Below are 17140 nucleotides of genomic sequence, written 5' to 3'. Positions count from 1 at the left end.
CATGTCGTCAAGTTTTAGAACCATAGAATTATCAGATGCTCCTTTTGAATCACAAGGATTACGTTTTCTTACTGTTAAAACCCCAAACCTTGAAGGTAGAGGGGATATATGCCTATATGTTCCAAAGGTAGATAAAGACATTGACAACCTTCCTATTTATATTCTATTACATGGTGTTTACGGTAGTGCTTGGATTTGGGCTTTGAAAGGCGGCGCCCATAAAGTTGCTGAAAAATTAATAAATAATAAAACCATTGAACCAGCTATTATTGCCATGCCTTCTGATGGACTTTGGGGTGATGGATCCGCCTATTATTCACACCATTCCAAAAACTTTGATAATTGGATTGTAAATGATGTGGTAATCGCAATAAAAGAGAATATTCCTGAGGCTAAAAACTCAAACTCAACATGTATTGGTGGTTTATCTATGGGTGGTTATGGCGCTTTAAGTTTAGGAGCAAAATTCCCTGAGAAATTCAAGGCTATTTCTGGTCATAGTTCCATTACCAAATTAGAGCAAATGACGCTTTTTGTTGAAGAACCTCTTGAGGAATACACTAATAATAATGATTTGCCGGATGTCATTGATTGCATTAAATCAAATCAAAACAGATTACCTAAGTTAAGGTTTGATTGTGGTGTAAAAGATGAACTTATAAAGCCTAACAGATTACTTCACAAAGAACTCAATAAATTAAATATTGAGCACATTTATGAAGAATTTGAGGGAGGTCACGAATGGCCTTATTGGATAAAACACGTTGAAAAAACCTTGATGTTTTTTGATGAATTTAGCTAGACCACCTATTTTATTTCTGGAACAATAATAGAAGACTGAATCCAACAAGAAATTTTAATCACTTGACCTGAGCACCCACAAATAAAAATCATCTCTTTACTAGGAGCTAAGGCTTCATATCTTTTAATGAATTTATTGGCGTCATTTCTTATGGTAGGATCTACTTTCGATGCTTTTCTGGCTTCTTTAGCTGCCAACCAATAGACAGCCCTCTTATTAAAAGGAATATCTCCACAATTGTTAGCGCTGTCATGGTACATGTCGGCAATAGCCAAATGAGGTTTCCCGCTTGAAGGGTTTAGTTTTAAAGCGTTTCTAAAATAGTTTCTGGCTTTTGTATAACTTTTTCTTTTCTTTAAAATCAAGCCTATTCTATAAGCTAAATTTGATTTTTTGAAAGAGTCTGTTTCCAACTCATAAGCCTGAGCTAAATACTTCTCTGCTTCCTTGGTCTTTCCCTTTTTCAAAAGAACTAACGCAACAAAAAACTTAGTATCTGCAGAAGGCGCAACTTTATCATAGGCTATGGCCAATTTTTCATATAATTCATCCTCGGTACATTCTTTATAATACATTCTACTCACCGCTCGTTTCAACCAAATAGAATCATTTTCATGGGCTTGAAAATCTCGGTTATATAGTTGAATTAAGTTTGGGCAATCAGCTTTTTTATCAAGTAGTTTAGCCATGTTTTCAGAAATTAAACTGTAATTTTTTAAATAACTTTCATATGATGCCTTACGCTGCTTTTCTTTTAAAGTTAATACAATATTTTGGTCATCTTTTTCAATTAGTTTATTCAAATTAATAGAGTAATTCTTAACCTCGGTTTCTATTTTTTCATTAACATCATCATACTTATCAAAAACCTCCTTTAGAGTTTTTTTACCCTCTTCATTCAAGGTTACTACCAATGAAAAGTAGGTGTATAAACTTTTGGGGTTTGTGAATGTTTTTTTATCTGTGTTAAACGCCTTGTCAAATCCATTATACAATTCATCATTAGACTTTTTAAGAACAGATTTATAGTTATACATAATCTGAAAAGTCTTTGCTTGATATTCACCATCTGGTGTTCTATTCGGGAAATAGACCTCACGGGTTTTCCATAATTCTACAAGGGCTTCAACAAAACCTTTTTGGTCAATACCAGACGCCCTTTTGATTTTATCTTTCAATATTTTTTCTCCGTCTATATAAATAGCAATGCTTAATTCAGGGCAGCTGTCTTTAACAAATTTCCAATGCTCATAAGCTCTATCAAAGTTCTTAGATTTTACATCTGGATGAAAGAGGGAAAGTTTGGTTTTACACTCCAAGTCCTTTTGTGCGAAAGAAACATTTATAATTGCTAAAAAAAATACTAGGGATATGGCAATCTTGAATTTCATAATAGGCTAGTTTTTAACGGTTTTTATAACCAAATAAGCCACAAAAGATATGCCGAAATGAAACAGATTATTAACTCAATAAAAGAAAAAGCCCAAACTACAAATGCAGCTTAGGCTTTTTGGTGGTCCCACCTGGGCTCGAACCAGGGACTTTCTGATTATGAGTCAGATACTCTAACCAACTGAGTTATAGGACCCATTGCAAATAAATTGCAATCCTCTTTAAATAAGAGTGTGCAATATTACTACATATTTTAAAATCTTACAAGATATTTTAACCCTTTATCTCTTGGCACAACTCGATTAGTACACCATTTGTACTTTTAGGATGCAAAAAAGAAACCAGCTTATTATCGGCTCCTTTTTTCGGTGTTTCATTAAGCACAATAAAACCTTCATCTTTCAAGCGTTTTATTTCAGCTTCAATATCATCAACATCAAAGGCAATATGATGAATACCCTCTCCTTTTCGTTCAATAAATTTAGCAATTGGGCTATCTTCTTTAGTAGCTTCTAATAATTCTATTTTATTGGTTCCAACTTTAAAAAACGAGGTTTTTACGCCTTCACTTTCTACAGATTCAATCTTATAACTGGGTTCGCCAAATAGTTTGGAAAACAACTCATTAGACTGCTCTAAATTCTTTACAGCAATTCCTATATGTTCAATTTTATTCATCTTACTTCTTTCATAGAAAGGTACGAAATTTGTAAATTAAAAAACGTGATTATACTTAAATATCCGCTATTTTTGTAGCGTCGCATTCTTAATGGGTATTTAAAAAAGAAAACATGGAGGAAGAAAGTCAAAGACAGAAAAAAATAGCATCCGTTTTACAACGTGATTTAGTTGATGTACTTCAAAAAGCAGCTACACAAGGCGGATTACAAGGGGTTTTAATATCTGTTACTAAAGTTAAAGTAACGGTAGATTTGTCTGTGGCTAAAGTTTATCTTAGTATTTTTCCTAACAATAAAGGCCCTGAACTTGTTGAAGGTATTCAATCTAATACGGCGTCTATAAAGCATGAATTAGCGCAACGAACAAGAAATCAATTACGTAGAATGCCTAGTTTAGAATTTTTTATTGACGATTCTTTAGAATATATAGATAATATTGAACGTTCTTTAAAAGGTTTAGACAACCCTATTGAAAACCCAGATTTACTTGATAAAAGAAAAAAATCTTAGTTGAATTTCTCTTTATATATAGCAAAACGTTATCTGCGCTCTAAGAGTTCAAATAATGCTATTAATTTTATAACATACATTGCACTTATTGGTGTTATTTTTGGGTCTGCATCCTTATTTATTGTTCTTTCTGGTTTTGCTGGTTTAAAAGATTTTACTTTGGAGTTTTCGAATATTGTTGACCCAGATTTAAAAGCCGAAGCTATTTCTGGAAAATCATTCCTTCTTACAGATGACGAAATTTCTAAACTGGAAGATATTGATGATATAGTCCTTTTTTCTAAAATTATTGAAGAGCGTGTTTTAATTACTTCTGAAGAGAAGAAAAGTTTAGCAACTATTAAAGCTGTTGATAAGCATTATCAGGATGTTGTTGATATAGAGTCTCAGATTGACCACGGCAGTTGGATAGATCAAAAATCTAATCAAATAGTAGCTGGTTGGGGTATTGCAAATGATTTATCTATTGGAGTTTTAGATTTTACTACCACCTTAAATATTTCGGTACCTAAACCAGGAAAGAAACAAATAACTTCAATTAAAAATGCTTTTAGCACAGTAAGAGCCGTTAACGTTGGTGTATTTTATATAAACGAAAAACTAAACGACAACTACGTTTACACTTCTATAGATTTAGCAAAAAACTTATTGAATTATGAGCCTAATCAAATCTCTGCCATTGAGTTTAAATTAAATGAAGGTGCTGAAGAAACTGCTGTTAAAGAACAGATACAATCTGTTTTAGGAGATAAAGTATTAATAAAGAACAGAGCACAATTAAACGATGCGCTTTACAAAATGCTAAATACCGAAAATTTAGCAGTATATCTCATATTTACACTAGTTTTAATCATCGCTTTTTTTAACGTTATAGGCTCACTTATAATGATGATGTTAGACAAAAAACAAAGTCTAAACACTCTGTTTTATATGGGTATTACCGTAAAGGAAGTTAGAAAAATATTCTTTTATCAAGGAAGTTTAATGAGTATTGTTGGTGGTATTATTGGTTTATTGGTAGCGTTATTGCTTGCTGTAAATCAACTCTATGGTCCAAATATGCTTAAAATCTACATAACCTCAACTTTGGCCTACCCTATAAGCATACGGTTTATAAATATATTAATAGTATTTCTAACTATTTCTGTGTTAGGAATAATAGCTTCAAAAATAGCTTCGGCAAGAATAACGAAGGCACTTATTCAAAATAATTAATGGGTAAACTGATAATCAGCAAACTTATCTAACACCTCATCAAAGGTTGCAAATACGTCTTCAGCTTTATCACTGGTTACCATTTTCATACGGTATTCTTTAAAATGCGGAATACCTTTAAAATAGTTTGTATAATGACGACGCGTTTCAAAAACTCCTAAAACAGGTCCTTTCCAATCAATAGACATCTGTAAATGTCTTCTGGCTGCTTCAATGCGTTCTGCCAAAGAAATTGGTGATAAATGCTCACCTGTTTCAAAATAATGTTTTACTTGTTTAAAAAACCACGGGTTACCAATACTGGCACGTCCAATCATAGCGCCATCAAGTCCATAGCTATCACGCATTTCCTGAGCTTTTTCAGGTGTATCAACATCTCCATTACCAAATATTGGAATATGCATTCTAGGGTTGTTTTTAACCTCTGCGATAGGTTTCCAATCAGCATTGCCCTTATACATTTGAGCACGTGTTCGCCCATGAATAGAAATAGCCTTACACCCCACATCCTGTAATCTTTCGGCAACCTCAACAATTTTAATAGACTCGTGATCCCATCCCAAACGGGTTTTTACAGTAATAGGCAAATTAGTACGTTTAACCATTTCTGCCGTAAGTTTTTCCATTAAACAGATGTCTTTCAAAATACCCGCACCAGCGCCTTTACTAACCACTTTTTTTACGGGACACCCAAAATTGATATCGATAATATCGGGGTTTGATTTTTCAACAATATCAATAGTTTGAAGCATACTGTCCAGATTAGCCCCAAATATTTGAATACCAACCGGACGCTCCTTTTCATATATATCCAATTTCATAACGCTTTTGGCTGCGTTACGAATTAACCCTTCGCTTGATACAAATTCGGTATATACAACATCAGCTCCTTGTTCCTTACAAAGCGCTCTAAAAGGTGGGTCGCTTACGTCTTCCATAGGTGCTAAAAGCAACGGGAAATCAGGCAATTCTATGTTATCAATCTTTACCATATTATTTAAAATCGGTCTGCAAAAGTATTGAAAACTAATGACATATCTAAAACTCTATTTCTGCCTCAATTTGCTGCCCATCCCTATCAACCACTACTTTAGCTTTATTGCCTTTTTCATAAGTTGATAAAGCTTTCATGTAAGTCATCATATCTGTTACTTCGGCATCACCCAGTTTTATAACAATATCTCCTTTTTGCAAACCGGCCTTTTGAGCTGGTTTATCTTCAGAAATACCATCTATTCGCATCCCTTTTCCATCAAACATATAATCTGGCACTACACCTAAAACTACTTTGAACCTAGGTGTGTCATCACTTTCATTTTTTGTTCTTCTAAACGGTAGTTTTCCGTTATCATCTAAATCTGTAATGATTTCAAAAATGTAGTTAGAAATGGTTTGCATGCCCTTGTAATTTAATTTCTCAAAATCATCGGTAGGCTTATGATAGTCTTCATGCTGACCAGTAAAAAAATGTAATACTGGAATGTCTGCATTATAAAATGATGTATGGTCACTTGGGCCTATACCTGACTCTTTTTGTATCAGTTTAAATTTTGAATTATTTGATGTTACAGTTTGTTTAAAAATTGGCGAGGTCCCCACTCCATATACTGCCAAGGTGCTATCTGCTTTCAATCTACCTACCATATCCATATTAATCATATAATTTACCTTTTTCGTATCGATGGTTGGGTTTTTCACAAAATAGTTAGATCCTAATAAACCCATTTCTTCACCTGAAAATGTGATAAATAGATAATTGTTATTGGTATTTGATTCTTTAAGTTTTTTGGCTAAATCTAAAAGTATGGCAACTCCACTGGCATTATCATCTGCTCCATTATGAATGGCCTTTTCACCTCTGTGTAAAGACCCCTCTGCACCATAGCCCAAATGATCATAATGTGCCCCTATAACAATGGTGTTTTCGGCCTTATTATCTAAAAGCCCAACCACATTTATACCTGTAATAGTGCTATCGCCTTCCTCTACATTGTACTTTACTTTTTGATGCGGATTCGTTTTGGGCCGAAATGTAAACGGTTGCAAATAGTTTTCCGTTCCTTTGGCCTTAGCTCCTATTTCTTCAAATCTATTAGCAATGTACTTGGCAGCTTCTTTTTCACCACTAGTTCCTGTCTGCCTGCCTTCTAATTTGTCATCAGATAAGAAAATAACATCATCCTTAATTGAAACGTCTGCAGGTTTTTTACATGCTATTAAAACGGCTAAAAAAATAAGTAGGCTACAATATTTCATTTTTATAAATTTACGTGTATACAAATTTAGTCAATACTATGAATAAGATATGCTTTATCATTCTGATTTTTGCTCTCGCTAGTTGTAAAAACGAAACGAAATCTACTTCTAAAGAAGAAACTCAAACTGAAGTTATAAAAGATTCCTTAATCTTTCCGGGAGAAAAACATTTTAAATCCATTAGACAAATAACTCATGGTGGTGACAATGCTGAAGCCTATTGGAGTTTTGACGATAAGCAATTAGTGTTTCAATCTAATTTTAGTAAATGGAATGTTGGTTGCGACCAAATGTTCTTAATGAATTTAAATGACACTTTTGACAGTGTAGCACCTCCTATGGTAAGTACAGGGAAAGGTAGAACTACTTGCTCTTATTTTCTTCCGGACAATAAACATATTATTTATGCCTCCACGCATTTAGCTGATGAGAACTGCCCAGAAACTCCTTTAAGAAAAAACGGGAAATACATTTGGCCAGTTTACGATTCTTTTGACATTTTTGTAGCCGACTTAGAAGGTAATATTGTGAAACAATTAACCCATGAAAAGGGTTATGATGCAGAACCAACCGTATCTCCTAAAGGTGATAAAATTGTATTTACATCTACTCGAAGTGGCGATTTAGAATTATACACCATGAACCTTGATGGAACAGATGTTACCCAAATTACAGATGAACTGGGATATGATGGAGGTGCCTTTTTCTCTCCAGATGGAGCTAAAATTATCTTTCGTTCTTCAAGACCAAAAACCGAGCAAGAAATTAAGGAATACGAAGAGTTATTGGCTGAAGGTTTAGTAGAACCTACCGAAATGGAATTATACATTTGTAATGCCGATGGTAGTGATTTACGACAGTTAACAGATTTGGGAAATGCTAATTGGAGCCCATTTTTCCATCCGTCAGGAAAAAAGATATTATTCTCATCAAACTTTGAAGCCGAACGTGGGTTTCCTTTTAACCTTTATTTAATTGATATTGATGGCAAAAACCTAGAACGTGTAACACATAGTAAAACTTTTGATGCTTTTCCAGTATTTTCAAATGATGGTAAATACTTAGCTTTTTCTTCAAACCGAAATAACGGTGGTGGTAGAGATACTAATTTATTTATTGCCGAATGGCAAGATTAACTTATGATTCCTAAATACGATAAAATAGGCGTTGGTTATAACAAGACTAGAAAGCCCGATGCCCATTTAGTTAATCGTATGCTCTTTCACTTGCAACCCGAAGCTGACGGCGTATATTTAGATATTGGTTGTGGCACAGGAAATTACACGAATGAATTTCAAAAGAAAGGCTATCATTTTATGGGAATTGACCCCTCTGAAAGAATGCTTAAAGAGGCCCGTAGCAAAAATGCTTCCATTGATTACCGTATTGGAACTGCTGAAAAAACAGGTTTAAAATCAAGCTCTATTGACGGTATTGTTGCTAGTTTAACAGTCCATCATTGGAATCATTTAAAAAAAGCCTTTTTAGAATTAAACAGAGTCCTTAAACCTAATGGAAACCTAGTGATATTCACATCAACACCAGAACAAATGAAGGGTTATTGGTTAAATCATTATTTCCCTAAAATGCTAGAAGATTCCATGGTTCAAATGCCTACTTTAGAATTGGTAAAAGAATACTTAGTAAAGTCAGGGTTTCAAATTAAAAACAAAGAGTCCTATTTTATCAAACCTGATTTGGAAGACAAGTTTTTGTATTGTGGTAAGGAAAGCCCTGAGTTGTATTTTGATGAAAATATTCGCCATGGTATTTCATCTTTTTCAGATTTATCTAATAAAGTAGAGGTGGAATACGGACTAACTAATTTACGAAGGGATATTGACAGCAGTAACATTAAAAAAGTTATGAAATCATACCAAAATAACTTGGGAGATTATCTGTATCTTGTTGCTAATAAACAATAGGAGTTACAGATAATAAAAACTAACTTTTATCTTTAATTAAATAGAGTATCTTTGCGCCTCTATTGAAGTAAGTAACAGATTGATGAAGAACATTAGAAACTTTTGTATTATAGCTCATATTGATCATGGTAAAAGCACCTTGGCAGACCGCTTATTGGACTATACCGGTTCTGTAACGGATAGGGAAAAGCAAGATCAGTTATTAGATAATATGGATTTGGAGCGTGAACGTGGTATTACCATTAAAAGTCATGCGATCCAGATGGACTATGAATTCAAAGGTGAGCAATATGTTTTAAACCTTATTGATACACCAGGTCACGTAGATTTTAGTTATGAAGTTTCCCGGTCTATTGCTGCCTGTGAAGGAGCGTTACTTATTGTTGATGCAGCTCAAAGTATTCAAGCCCAAACTATTTCAAACTTGTACCTAGCCTTAGAGAATGACTTAGAAATTATTCCTGTTCTAAATAAAGTAGATTTACCAAGTGCAAATCCAGATGAAGTAACTGACGATATTGTTGATCTATTGGGTTGTGATTCAGAAGAAGTAATTCATGCTAGTGGGAAAACTGGTTTTGGAGTAGACAATATTTTAGCAGCCATTATAGATAGAATTCCGGCTCCGGAGGGAGATCCAAATGCTCCATTGCAAGCACTAATTTTCGATTCTGTTTATAATACATTTAGAGGTATTGAAACCTACTTTAGAGTTTTTAATGGTGAAATTAAAAAGGGGCAACATATTAAATTTGTAGCCACAGATAAAGATTATTATGCTGATGAGGTTGGAACCTTAAAATTAAATCAGGTTGCAAAACAAAGCGTTAAAACTGGGGATGTTGGCTACTTAATTACAGGAATTAAAACTGCTAAAGAAGTTAAAGTAGGTGATACTATTACAGATTTTTCGAAACCAACCACTAATATAGTTGAAGGATTTGAAGATGTAAAACCAATGGTTTTTGCGGGTATTTATCCAGTAGACACGGAAGATTACGAAGAACTTCGTGCTTCAATGGAAAAGTTACAGCTAAATGATGCTTCCTTAGTATTTCAACCAGAAAGTTCAGCCGCTTTAGGCTTTGGGTTCCGTTGTGGATTCTTGGGAATGCTTCACATGGAAATTATTCAAGAACGTTTAGAACGTGAGTTTGATATGACAGTAATCACGACGGTTCCTAACGTATCATACCATGCTTACACAAATAGGGATCCGGACGAGGTTATCATTGTAAATAATCCATCAGACTTACCAGAACCATCAACACTTAATCGTGTTGAGGAACCATATATCAAAGCTACCATTATCACAAAATCAGATTTTATTGGTAACGTAATGTCTCTTTGTATTGAAAAACGAGGCCTTATTACCAATCAAACCTATTTAACTACTGAACGTGTTGAATTAACCTTTGAAATGCCTTTAGCTGAAATTGTTTTTGATTTTTACGATAGACTTAAAACAGTTTCAAAAGGCTATGCTTCTTTTGATTATCATCCAATAGGCATGAAGGTTTCAAAATTGGTTCGTTTAGATATTTTATTGAATGCACAAACGGTTGATGCATTGTCAGCTTTAATACATGCAGACAACGCACAATCAATTGGTAGAAAAATGTGTGAAAAACTAAGGCAGTTAATTCCACGTCAACAATTCGACATTCCAATTCAAGCAGCAATTGGGGCCAAAATCATCTCCAGAGAAACCATTAAAGCCTTAAGAAAAGATGTTACCGCTAAATGTTATGGTGGTGATATTTCACGTAAGCGTAAACTTTTAGAAAAACAGAAAAAGGGTAAAAAGCGTATGCGTCAAGTAGGTAATGTAGAAATTCCTCAGCAAGCATTTATGGCCGTTTTAAAGTTGAATGATTAATCCTTCTTTGAAAACCAGGTTGTTTTATCAAAAACCCTAACAGTACCTACTAGAAGAGTCTATTCAATTTAGTTAAATATTAGAAGTAAAATTCGGTATTTATTGAATTTCTTTGATGAAAATTTCGATTATCCTTAATTATCTTTTTTTTTTCTCAAAAATGAGATTTCAACAAAGTTATTAACAATATTTTTGTATGTTTATAAACTCACGTCTTAAGCTTTAAAGGGCGAGAGACTAACACTTATCAAGCAAAAAATATTTGTAACTTAATTTTGAGGATTCTTTTATGAAAGCACTTTTTTTTACTAGAGAATTTCCGCCTTACGTATACGGTGGTGCGGGAGTTCATGTAGAGTATTTAGCAGCTGAACTTGCTAAACTTATGAATGTAGATGTTAGATGTTTCGGTGATCAAGATGAACAAAACGGCAATACCAATGTAAAAGGCTTTCCTTATGACAATCCACTTTTTAACAACTCAAATAGTAAGTTAAAGGGGGTTTTTCAAACTTTAAGTACTGGTATTCATATGAATGCTGAAGAAATTGATGCAGATGTGGTACACTGTCATACCTGGTATTCACATTTTGCAGGTATAGTAGCAAAACTTTGCTACGGCACGCCATTAGTTGTTACAGGACATTCCTTAGAGCCTTTAAGGCCTTGGAAGCGCGAACAGCTAGGAAGAGGATACGATGCTTCTTCTTGGGTAGAAAAAACAGCTTTAGAAATGGCTGATGCCGTAATAGCAGTTTCAGAAGAAACTAAAGATGATATCTTAACTCATTTTGATGTTGATGGAAGTAAAGTACATGTTATTTATAATGGTATTAACCTTCAACAATATGTCACCACTACCGAAACATCAACTTTAGATGCATATGGTGTTGATAAAACAAAACCTTATGTGCTTTTTGTTGGAAGAATTACAAGGCAAAAAGGTATTATTCATTTGGTAAACGCTATAAAATATATTGACCCAGATACTCAGATTGTGCTTTGTGCAGGTGCCCCAGATACGCCAGAAATTGGCAAGGAAATGGAAGATGCTGTTAATGAGGTAAAGAAAACAAGAGACAATGTTATTTGGATAGACAAAATGGTTACTAAAGAAGAGATTATTCAACTATATTCTCATGCCGATGTATTTTGTTGTCCATCAATTTATGAGCCTTTCGGAATTATAAACATTGAAGCTATGGCTTGTAATACTGCGGTGGTAGCTAGTGCGGTTGGAGGAATAAAAGAGGTGGTAGTTCCTGGTGAAACAGGTATATTAATTACTCTAGAGCAACAAGATTCAGCTCCTTTCGAAGCAATCGACCCAGATAAGTTTTCAAGAGATTTAGCTGAAGGAATTAATAAAGTCATTAATGACGATGCTCTAAGAAACAAAATGGCTGTCAATGGAAGAAAACGTGTTGAAGAGCATTTTGATTGGGTGGCTATTGCTAAACAAGTAGAGGAGCTTTATAAATCGCTCATTTAAAATATACAACATCAACAACTAATTACATAAAAACTACAACTATGATAAATAACAAAGTTTTATCTATTATTCTAGGAGGCGGACAAGGTTCTAGGTTATATCCTTTAACAGAAAAACGTTCAAAACCCGCAGTTCCAATTGCTGGAAAATACAGGTTGGTAGACATTCCCATTTCTAATTGTATTAATGCTGATATTAAGCGTATTTATGTGTTAACACAATTTAATTCTGCTGGCTTAAATAAACATATCAAAAACACCTATCAGTTTAGTTTTTTTAGTAGTGCTTTTGTTGATGTTTTGGCAGCAGAACAAACTCCAGGAAATAAAACATGGTTTCAAGGAACAGCCGATGCCGTAAGACAATGTATGCCTCACTTTTTAGGTAATGACTTTGAATATGCTCTTATTCTATCTGGTGATCAGTTGTACCAAATGGATTATGATAAAATGATTGAAGCCCACGAAGAGGCAGGTGCAGAAATTTCTATTGCAACCATCCCAGTAAATGCTAAAGATGCTACTGGGTTTGGAATTCTTAAGGCAGACAACGAAAATGTTATTACTTCTTTTATTGAAAAACCAGATGAGAGTTTACTTCCAGAATGGACTTCAGAAGTTAGTGACGATATGAAAGCCCAAGGTCGTAACTATCTCGCATCCATGGGTATTTATATTTTCAACAAGGATTTATTAGTTAAACTAATGGAGAATCCTGACACCAACGATTTTGGAAAAGAAATCATACCAGAATCCATAGATTCGCACAAAACCCTAAGTTATCAATATGAAGGATATTGGACAGACATTGGAACCGTTGAATCATTTTTTGAAGCTAACCTAGGGTTAACAGATGATATCCCCCAGTTTGATCTTTATGATAACAATAGGCGTATTTACACGCATGCTAGAATGCTTCCTACCACTAAAATTGCGGGAACTGTTTTAGACAAAGCTGTAATTTCTGAAGGATGTATTATAAGTGCCTCTAGAATTGAAAAATCTGTTATAGGTATTCGTTCAAGAGTTGGGAAAGACTCTAGCATAAGCAATACATACATGATGGGTAACGATTCCTACGAAACACTTGAGGAAATGGCTTCAGAAAAAATTGAAATCCTAATGGGTGTAGGTGAACGTTGTGTTATAAAAAACTGTATAATTGATAAAAACTGCCGCATCGGGGATGATGTTAGGATTCTTGGTGGATCTCACCTAGAGGATACAGAAACGGCTACTTATTGTATTAAAGATGGTATTGTTGTTATTAAAAAAGATGCAGTAATTCCAAAGAATACAGTCATTGAATAACATAAATTTCTTAACAAGAAAACGTTATAGTAAGGTTTACAGTGATTTTAGTAATGAAGAGATGGACTTTATTTACTAATTTTGCGCACTTCAAAACCAACAAAATACCATGCAAAACCAAAGAAGAGTTGTTATAGATTATGTGTCGCCTAATATTAATGGCGGTGAATTTTATATTAAAAGAGTTGTCAATGAAATAGTAAATGTTGAAGCTCACATTCTGGCAGATGGACATGATGTTCTAGGAGCATCCATTCTCTATAAACATGAAAATGAAAAAAATTGGAGTGAAACCCGTTTACATTTAGATGTAAATAACGAATGGAAAGGTGCGTTTACTGTTGAAAAACAGGGATTATATACCTACAAGGTAGAAGCTTGGGTAGACTATGCGCTTAACTGGCAACATGGTATAGAAAGAAAGATTGAAGATAATCAGCATGTAACATCAGAATTATTAGAAGGTATTGAATACCTTAAAGCTATAAAGGATAATGTTGACCAAAATGATTCGTTCTATTTTGATCACCTCATCAATATTTTTGCAAATGATGAGAATTATGATGAAGCCATAACTGAGGCGCAAAGTGAAAGATTACATCATATTTTCACTAAACATCCTCAGAAAATTTTGGCCAATACTTCGGCCGAATATCAAGCTTACGTAGATAGAAAGAAAGCAAGGTTTAGCACTTGGTACGAATTTTTCCCACGTTCAGCCTCAGAACAAGAAGGCGTTCACGGTACACTTAAAGACTGCGAACGTTTATTACCAAGAGTTCAAAAAATGGGCTTTGACACCCTGTACTTACCCCCTATTCACCCTATAGGTGAAGTAAATAGAAAAGGTAAAAATAATACAACCGAAGCTTTTGAAGGTGATGTAGGTTCTACTTGGGGAATTGGTTCCAAACACGGTGGTCATAAAGACATTCACCCAGAATTAGGGAGCATTGAAGATTTTAAATCTTTAATTGGAAAAGCAAAAGAACACGGTATTGAAATAGCTATGGATTATGCGTTGCAAGCAGCTCCAGACCACCCTTGGGTTAAAGATCACCCAAGTTGGTTTAAATGGCGTCCTGATGGAACGGTTCAGTATGCTGAAAACCCACCTAAAAAATACCAAGATATTTTACCTATTTATTGGGAAAGTAAAGACTATAAAGGGCTTTGGAAAGAATGTTTAGATACTCTTTTTTACTGGATAGATTGTGGTATTAACGTATTTAGAGTTGATAATCCGCACACCAAACCTTTTTATTTCTGGCATTGGATTATAGAAAATGTAAAAGCTAAACATCCAGATGTAATCTTTTTAGCTGAAGCATTTACAGCACCTAAAGTAATGCAACAATTGGCAAAACAAGGGTACACTCAATCATATACCTACTTCACTTGGAGAAACTCAAAGCAGGAATTGACAGAATATTTAGAGGAGCTCACCAAAGGGGAATCTCGTGAGTATATGCAGCCTAATTTTTGGCCTAATACACCAGATATAAATCCTTTCCATTTACAAGGAGCAAATGAATCTAAACACATTCAGCGTTATGTATTAGCAGCTACTTTAAGTTCAAGTATTGGTCTTTATGGTCCAGTATATGAATACATGTTAAGCGATGCCCTGTTAGGGCGTGAAGAATATAATAACTCTGAAAAATTTCAATTTACGTACTACGATTGGACTATTGAAAACAAGTTAACTACTGTTATTTCTAAAATCAATCATTTAAGACATCAAAACGAAGCGCTTCAACAAACAAATAATATTAAGTTCTGTTATATTGAGAATGACAATTTATTGGCGTTTTACAAATGGAACGATGCTAAAACTAATGAGTTATTAATCATTATTAGTTTAGATGATTATGGTATGCAACAAGGTACCGTTCAAATTCCTTTAAATGATTTAGGAATTGATGGTAATCATCAATTTCAGGTTAAAGATTTAATAACCAGTAGTACTTACAACTGGCAAGGAGAATGGAATTTTGTTGAGTTACACCCAACTTTACCATTCCATATTTTCGAAATAAACAAATAGCCTATGACTAAAACGAAAGGAGAAACGGCTATAATACAAACCTATAATTTTGACGATAATTGGGAACAATTATTAGAGAATAAGGCGTTTGTAAAGGCATTCCTTTCTGATGTTTTAGGAGATTATATGCTGAAACAGCGTTGGTATGGTGGTAAAGCCAGCAACATCAAGTACATTGAATTAGCAGAATATTTTAAAATTCAGCAAGATGGTGAAGTATACTTCGGCTTGATTCTGGAAGTTAATTTTGTTGAAGCTTTTTATCAACACTACTTTTTACCAATAGCTTTTGTGACCGACGAGAATTTTGCTAAAAAAGACAGAATTCTTCCTATCAGTATTAAAAATCAAAAAGGGCATATTATTGATGCTGTAAACCTGGAATCTTTTAGAAAATTAGTATTTGAGAGAATTCTCACAGCGCTTCCAAAAGACACCACTAAAGTGCAGTATCATAAAAGTCATTTGCTTAATGGTGTAGTTTATGAATCATCCAGATTCATGGGGCTAGAACAAAGTAATACCTCCTTGGTTTATAATGAAAAATACGTTTTAAAATTCTTTAGAAGAATATATGCTGATAAGAATCCAGACTATGAAATGTCTCGTTTTTTATCAGAGAAGAAAGAATTTGAAAATACACCACCTTATGTAGGTAGTATTAATGTTGTTGATTCTGAAGACAACAATATTACTATAGGGCTCATGCAAAAAATGATTCCAAATGAAGGCGATGCATGGGACTATATGTTGAGGGAGTTTCATTCCGTATTTCAAAATATTGAGCATAAAAAAATTGATATTAATACGTTACCAAATACCGAATTGTATCAACGTTTATCGGTTAACGATATTCCCGCACAAATTATAGATTGGGTAGGATTAGGCTTGTTTTTAAAAATTCAAAAACTGGCAAAACGTACTGCAGAAATGCATATTGCTTTAGGATCTGAGTTTGAGGAGACCGCCTTTACGCCAACCAACTTTAATGGAGATTATACTGTTTGGTTAAAAAATCGCATGTTATATCAATTTCAAAACAGACTTAATATTATTGAAAATAACCTTCATAAGTTAGACGGTCTGTCTTTAGAATTAGCCAAAGAGTTTCTTGATAAAAAGAACCAGATTAGAAAACGCTTTTTATCTTTTGATTGGACCAAACTTAAAAGTGAGCGCATTAGAATTCATGGCGATTATCATTTAGGGCAAGTGTTGGTTCATAATAACGATTTCTATATTCTAGATTTTGAAGGAGAACCCGAAAGTACCATTAGAGATAGGAAAGTAAAACAACCTGCACTTAAAGACGTTGCGGGCTTATTTAGATCTTTTCATTACGCCATTTATGGAACAATTTTTAATAACCTTAAAGACTATAATGCTTCTCAGGAAGATTTATTTCAAGCTGGAGAAGTGTTTTATCGATATTTAACCGGATTGTTTTTAGGAACTTATGTAACCGAAATACAAGCGGCAAATTTAAATTTAGGATACAACCAAGAACGAATATTTATTTTAAAATACTGCTTGCTTGAAAAAGCAGTTTATGAATTGGGTTACGAGCTCAATTCACGACCACAATGGGCAGTCATTCCTTTAAAAGGAATTTCTAACATAATAAACCACTAA

At 34.0% G+C, this 17140-nt stretch carries 14 protein-coding genes and 1 tRNA gene; 10 read left to right on the top strand and 5 right to left on the bottom strand.

Going from position 1 to position 17140, the window contains the following annotated elements; translation table 11 throughout:
* Nucleotide 1 precedes the first annotated feature (1 nt).
* Nucleotides 2–802, top strand: coding sequence for an alpha/beta hydrolase (locus FUA22_RS11790; protein ID WP_147768573.1), 801 nt, complete (start codon nucleotides 2–4; stop codon nucleotides 800–802).
* Between the two features lie 5 nt (nucleotides 803–807).
* On the opposite strand, the gene FUA22_RS11785 is transcribed toward FUA22_RS11790, so the two are convergent.
* The 3 genes from FUA22_RS11785 to mce form a co-directional block, all read right to left on the bottom strand.
* The gene (locus FUA22_RS11785) at nucleotides 808–2193 is read right to left on the bottom strand and encodes a tetratricopeptide repeat protein (protein WP_147768571.1); all 1386 of its coding nucleotides are present in this window, start codon (nucleotides 2191–2193) and stop codon (nucleotides 808–810) included.
* A gap of 120 nt (nucleotides 2194–2313) precedes the next feature.
* Nucleotides 2314–2390: transfer RNA gene (locus FUA22_RS11780), tRNA-Ile, on the bottom strand.
* Between the two features lie 77 nt (nucleotides 2391–2467).
* A complete protein-coding gene (mce, locus tag FUA22_RS11775) occupies nucleotides 2468–2872 on the bottom strand; it encodes a methylmalonyl-CoA epimerase (RefSeq protein ID WP_147768569.1) in 405 nt (134 codons plus the stop codon).
* Between the two features lie 113 nt (nucleotides 2873–2985).
* On the opposite strand from mce, the gene rbfA reads away from it, so the two are divergent.
* A complete protein-coding gene (rbfA, locus tag FUA22_RS11770) occupies nucleotides 2986–3384 on the top strand; it encodes a 30S ribosome-binding factor RbfA (RefSeq protein WP_147768567.1) in 399 nt (132 codons plus the stop codon).
* Nucleotides 3385–4599, top strand: coding sequence for an ABC transporter permease (locus FUA22_RS11765; RefSeq protein ID WP_147768566.1), 1215 nt, complete (start codon nucleotides 3385–3387; stop codon nucleotides 4597–4599).
* On the opposite strand, the gene dusB is transcribed toward FUA22_RS11765, so the two are convergent.
* The gene (gene dusB / locus FUA22_RS11760) at nucleotides 4596–5591 is read right to left on the bottom strand and encodes a tRNA dihydrouridine synthase DusB (protein ID WP_147768564.1); all 996 of its coding nucleotides are present in this window, start codon (nucleotides 5589–5591) and stop codon (nucleotides 4596–4598) included. The two genes, FUA22_RS11765 and dusB, sit on opposite strands and share 4 nt — an antisense overlap.
* A 46-nt stretch (nucleotides 5592–5637) precedes the next feature.
* A complete protein-coding gene (locus tag FUA22_RS11755; RefSeq protein ID WP_147768562.1) occupies nucleotides 5638–6855 on the bottom strand; it encodes a M20/M25/M40 family metallo-hydrolase in 1218 nt (405 codons plus the stop codon).
* Between the two features lie 38 nt (nucleotides 6856–6893).
* On the opposite strand from FUA22_RS11755, the gene FUA22_RS11750 reads away from it, so the two are divergent.
* The 7 genes from FUA22_RS11750 to FUA22_RS11720 all read left to right on the top strand — a co-directional run bounded on the left by FUA22_RS11750 (nucleotide 6894) and on the right by FUA22_RS11720 (nucleotide 17140).
* Entirely contained in the window at nucleotides 6894–7991 is a 1098-nt protein-coding gene (locus FUA22_RS11750; protein WP_147768560.1) for a TolB family protein, read from the top strand.
* A 3-nt stretch (nucleotides 7992–7994) separates the two neighbouring features.
* Nucleotides 7995–8780, top strand: a complete 786-nt coding sequence (locus FUA22_RS11745) for a class I SAM-dependent methyltransferase (protein WP_147768558.1) — start codon at nucleotides 7995–7997, stop codon at nucleotides 8778–8780.
* A gap of 82 nt (nucleotides 8781–8862) precedes the next feature.
* Nucleotides 8863–10659, top strand: coding sequence for a translation elongation factor 4 (gene lepA, locus FUA22_RS11740; RefSeq protein ID WP_147768556.1), 1797 nt, complete (start codon nucleotides 8863–8865; stop codon nucleotides 10657–10659).
* Between the two features lie 289 nt (nucleotides 10660–10948).
* Nucleotides 10949–12151, top strand: coding sequence for a glycogen synthase (gene glgA, locus FUA22_RS11735; RefSeq protein WP_147768554.1), 1203 nt, complete (start codon nucleotides 10949–10951; stop codon nucleotides 12149–12151).
* 41 nt (nucleotides 12152–12192) lie between these two features.
* A complete protein-coding gene (locus FUA22_RS11730; RefSeq protein ID WP_147768552.1) occupies nucleotides 12193–13461 on the top strand; it encodes a glucose-1-phosphate adenylyltransferase in 1269 nt (422 codons plus the stop codon).
* A gap of 109 nt (nucleotides 13462–13570) precedes the next feature.
* On the top strand, nucleotides 13571–15508 hold the full coding sequence (locus FUA22_RS11725) for an alpha-1,4-glucan--maltose-1-phosphate maltosyltransferase (RefSeq protein ID WP_147768550.1): 1938 nt from the start codon (nucleotides 13571–13573) through the stop codon (nucleotides 15506–15508).
* Nucleotides 15509–15511: 3 nt separating this feature from the next.
* On the top strand, nucleotides 15512–17140 hold the full coding sequence (locus tag FUA22_RS11720; protein WP_147768548.1) for a trehalose synthase: 1629 nt from the start codon (nucleotides 15512–15514) through the stop codon (nucleotides 17138–17140).

Origin of the sequence: Seonamhaeicola maritimus (assembly GCF_008056315.1) — a bacterium.
Classification (GTDB): Bacteria; Bacteroidota; Bacteroidia; order Flavobacteriales; family Flavobacteriaceae; genus Seonamhaeicola; species Seonamhaeicola maritimus.
This window is presented reverse-complemented; position numbering and strand designations above follow the sequence as displayed.